The sequence below is a fragment of the Sphaerisporangium sp. NPDC049002 genome (assembly GCF_040649355.1).
GTDB lineage: Bacteria > Actinomycetota > Actinomycetes > Streptosporangiales > Streptosporangiaceae > Sphaerisporangium.
Genome location: NZ_JBEZFH010000379.1, coordinates 1 through 3,250 on the forward strand (window position 1 = coordinate 1; position 3,250 = coordinate 3,250).

Here is a 3,250-nt window from a genome sequence, read left to right on the forward strand (position 1 = left end):
TTGTCTCGTTTCGGATTCACCCGGGGCTCCATCGGGCCGCCCCCCCCCGCCCCTACCCCCCCCCCGCCCCGGCTCCCGCCCGGGCGGGGGCCCCCCCCCCTCGCCCAGATCACCCAGCTACAGCAGTCCGGCGACTTCGACGCGCTGTGGGGGAACATCACCCGGGCCGACCCGGACATCCTGCGCAGCAGCTACTCGACCTCGCTGGCCAACGTGTACCGGCTCCACCCCGGCGAGCTGGACACGGTGCTGGCCGAGCAGGCCGCCACCACCGATGCCACGAAGCGCCAGGCCCAGGTCAGCCAGGCCCAGCGGCTGATCGTCGAGAACGCGTACATCGTCCCGGTGGTGGAGCTGACCACCGAGCTCGGCGTCTCCAAGCGGGTCCACGACCTGGACTTCGAGGCGTCCACCCGGATCCAGTTGCACGACACCTGGAAGAGCTAGGGGCCGGATGCCGGGCGGGAGGAGCAACCGAGCATGCGTCGATATCTAGCCGGTCGCGTCGGGCAGGCGGTGGTGGTGCTGTGGGCGGCCTACACGGTCTCCTTCCTGGTGCTCGACCTCCTGCCCGGCGATCCGGTCTCGGCGATGGCGGGCGGGGCCGACCAGGCCGCCATCGACCCGGCGCAGCTTGAGGCGCTGCGCCGGGAGTACGGCTTCGACCAGCCGATCATCGTCCAGTACCTGGGCCACCTCGGCCGGGCGGTACGCGGCGACTTCGGCGACTCGGTGGCGACCGGGCGGCCGGTGATCTCGACGCTGGCCGACGCGCTGCCCTACACGCTGCGTCTGACGGCCGCCGCCCTGGTGCTGGCCGTCCTCCTCGGCGGTGCGCTGGCCCTGTACGCGACCTACACCGCCCACGGCTGGCTGCGTCAGCTGCTGGTGTCGCTGCCGGCGCTGGGCGTGTCGCTGCCCACCTTCTGGATCGGCCTGATGCTCGTCCAGCTCCTGTCGTTCCGGCTCCGGCTGCTGCCCGCGTTCGGCGACGAGGGCGCGGCCGGCCTGATCCTGCCGGCGGTCACCCTGGCCGTGCCGACCGGCGCGATGCTCGCACAGTTGCTCGCCAAGAGCCTGCTGACCACGCTCGGCGAACCCTACGTGCAGACCGCGCGGGCCAAGGGCGCCGGCCGGGTACGGGTCCACCTGCGCCACGCGTTGCGCAATGCCGCTTTGCCGGCGCTCACCATGGCCGGCGTCCTGGTCGGCAACCTGATGGCAGGCTCGGTCGTCGTCGAGACGGTCTTCTCCCGCAACGGCGTCGGCCGGGAGACCGTCAGCGCCGTGACGGTGCAGGACATCCCGGTGGTCCAGGGCGTCGTGGTCTTCGGCGCGTTGACCTTCGTGCCGGTCAACCTCGCCGTCGACCTGGTCTACCCGCTCTTCGACCCGCGGATCGTGGTCGCCGCCGCCCGGCCAAGGAGCACCGGATGAGCCAATCGCTGGCCGGCGAAGTGGTGCCGGGGACCGGGCCGGACCCGGACCGCCCGCGCCACCCGGAACCGGTCGAGCCGGGCGTCATCGTCGGCTCCGAGGTACGGCGGCTGGCCCGGTTCCTGCTGCGGCGTCCCGGGCTGGTGCTCTCCGCCCTGGTGGTCGTCCTCGTCGTGCTGGCGGCCTTCTGGCCGGCGCTGTTCACCTCGCGCGACCCCCTGCTCGGGGTACCCGTCGACCGGTTCCAGGGCCCCGGCGCCCAGCACTGGTTCGGCACCGACGAACTCGGGCGGGACCTGTACTCGCGGGTCGTGCACGGCGCGGCGCTCTCCCTCAAGGCGACGTTGGTCGCGGTCGGGGTCGCCTTCGTCGTCGGCGGCACGATGGGGCTGGTCGCCGGCTTCGCCGGCCGGTGGGTCGAGGACGTGCTGATGCGGATCGTCGACGTGCTGCTGGCCATACCCGCCCTGTTCCTCTCCCTCGCCCTGGTCACCGCGCTCGGCTTCGGCACCGTCAAGGTCGCCGTCGCCGTCGGTCTCGCCAGCGTCGCCGGCTTCGCCCGGGTGATGCGGGCGGAGGTGCTGCGGGTACGTCAGTCCCTCTACGTCGAGGCCGCCCGCTCCATCGGGGCACGCTGGTACTCGGTCCTGCTCCGGCACGTGCTGCCCAACGCCATAGGCCCGGTGGTCGTGCTGGCCACCCTCGAATTCGGCATCGCGGTCCTTGCCGTCTCCTCGCTCAGCTTCCTCGGGTACGGCGCCCCGCCACCCGCCCCGGAGTGGGGGACCCTGATCTCCACCGGGCGGAACTACCTGGCGAACGCGTGGTGGCTCTCGACGCTGCCCGGCCTGGTGGTCGCGGCCACCGTCCTTGCCACCAACCGGATCGCCCGCGCCCTCGACGGAGAGTTGACGACCCAGCGATGAGCACGCCGAGCGGTCCGGAGAACCTTCTCGAAATCAGCGACCTGGCGGTCTCCTACCGGTCGCGGTCGGGGGTGGTGCGGGCCGTCGACGGCGTGGACCTGACGGTCCGCGCCGGTGAGATCGTCGCGGTCGTCGGCGAGTCGGGCTCGGGCAAGAGCACGACGGCGCACGCGGTCATCGGCCTGCTGCCCGGCACCGGCCGGATCGACGCCGGCCGGATCCGGTTCGGCGGGCGGGACCTCGCCGGCCTGTCCGAGCGGGAGCTGCGGCCGATCCGGGGGGCTCAGATCGGCCTCATCCCGCAGGACCCGACCGTGTCGCTCAACCCGGTGCGGCGCATCGGTGACCAGGTGGCCGAGGTGCGCCGGCTGCACGGCCTGGCGGACCGCCGCTCCGCGCCGCTGGACGCCGTCGACCTGCTGGAGCGGGCAGGTCTGCCCGACCCGGCCGTCCGGGCCCGGCAGTACCCTCATGAGCTCTCCGGCGGGATGCGGCAGCGGGTGCTGATCGCCATGGCGATCGCCGCCGAACCGAGGCTGATCATCGCCGACGAGCCGACCAGCGCGCTCGACGTCACCGTCCAGCGGCTGATCCTCGACCACATCCAGAGCCTGACCGAGGAGCTCGGCACGGCCGTCCTGCTGGTGACCCACGACCTCGGCATCGCCGCCGACCGGGCGCGACGGATCGTGGTGATGTCGCGCGGGCGGGTGGTCGAGGCCGGACCGGCCCGGCGGATCCTCGATCGACCGGGCCACCCGTACACCCGGCGGTTGCTGCGTAGCGCCCCGAGCCTGGCATGCCGCGCATCGCGCTCTTGAACTCTTCGACGGGGTCGACGTCGGGGATGACATCGCCATCCTCGTCGACGGCGCCGACGGGGGCCT

3 protein-coding genes and 1 pseudogene are annotated in these 3,250 nt (G+C 72.9%); all 4 read left to right on the top strand.

What is annotated here, in order from left to right:
- Positions 1-447 (top strand): annotated as a pseudogene (locus AB0B89_RS35630) (hypothetical protein); the annotation flags it as partial.
- A 33-nt stretch (positions 448-480) separates the two neighbouring features.
- Complete coding sequence (locus tag AB0B89_RS35635; protein ID WP_358561956.1) at positions 481-1,437, top strand: ABC transporter permease; 957 nt, start codon at positions 481-483, stop codon at positions 1,435-1,437.
- Entirely contained in the window at positions 1,434-2,363 is a 930-nt protein-coding gene (locus AB0B89_RS35640; RefSeq protein WP_358561958.1) for an ABC transporter permease, read from the top strand. The genes AB0B89_RS35635 and AB0B89_RS35640 overlap by 4 nt, the downstream gene beginning before the upstream one ends.
- On the top strand, positions 2,360-3,184 hold the full coding sequence (locus AB0B89_RS35645) for an ABC transporter ATP-binding protein (RefSeq protein ID WP_358561960.1): 825 nt from the start codon (positions 2,360-2,362) through the stop codon (positions 3,182-3,184). Before AB0B89_RS35640 ends, AB0B89_RS35645 begins: the two co-directional genes overlap by 4 nt.
- The last annotated feature ends 66 nt before the right edge of the window (positions 3,185-3,250 follow it).

Bases quoted from the DNA above. Each gene is read 5' to 3' on its own strand.
- AB0B89_RS35645 (WP_358561960.1), top strand. From the start codon at position 2,360: ATGAGCACGCCGAGCGGTCCGGAGAACCTTCTCGAAATCAGCGACCTG.
- AB0B89_RS35640 (WP_358561958.1), top strand. From the start codon at position 1,434: ATGAGCCAATCGCTGGCCGGCGAAGTGGTGCCGGGGACCGGGCCGGAC.
- AB0B89_RS35635 (WP_358561956.1), top strand. From the start codon at position 481: ATGCGTCGATATCTAGCCGGTCGCGTCGGGCAGGCGGTGGTGGTGCTG.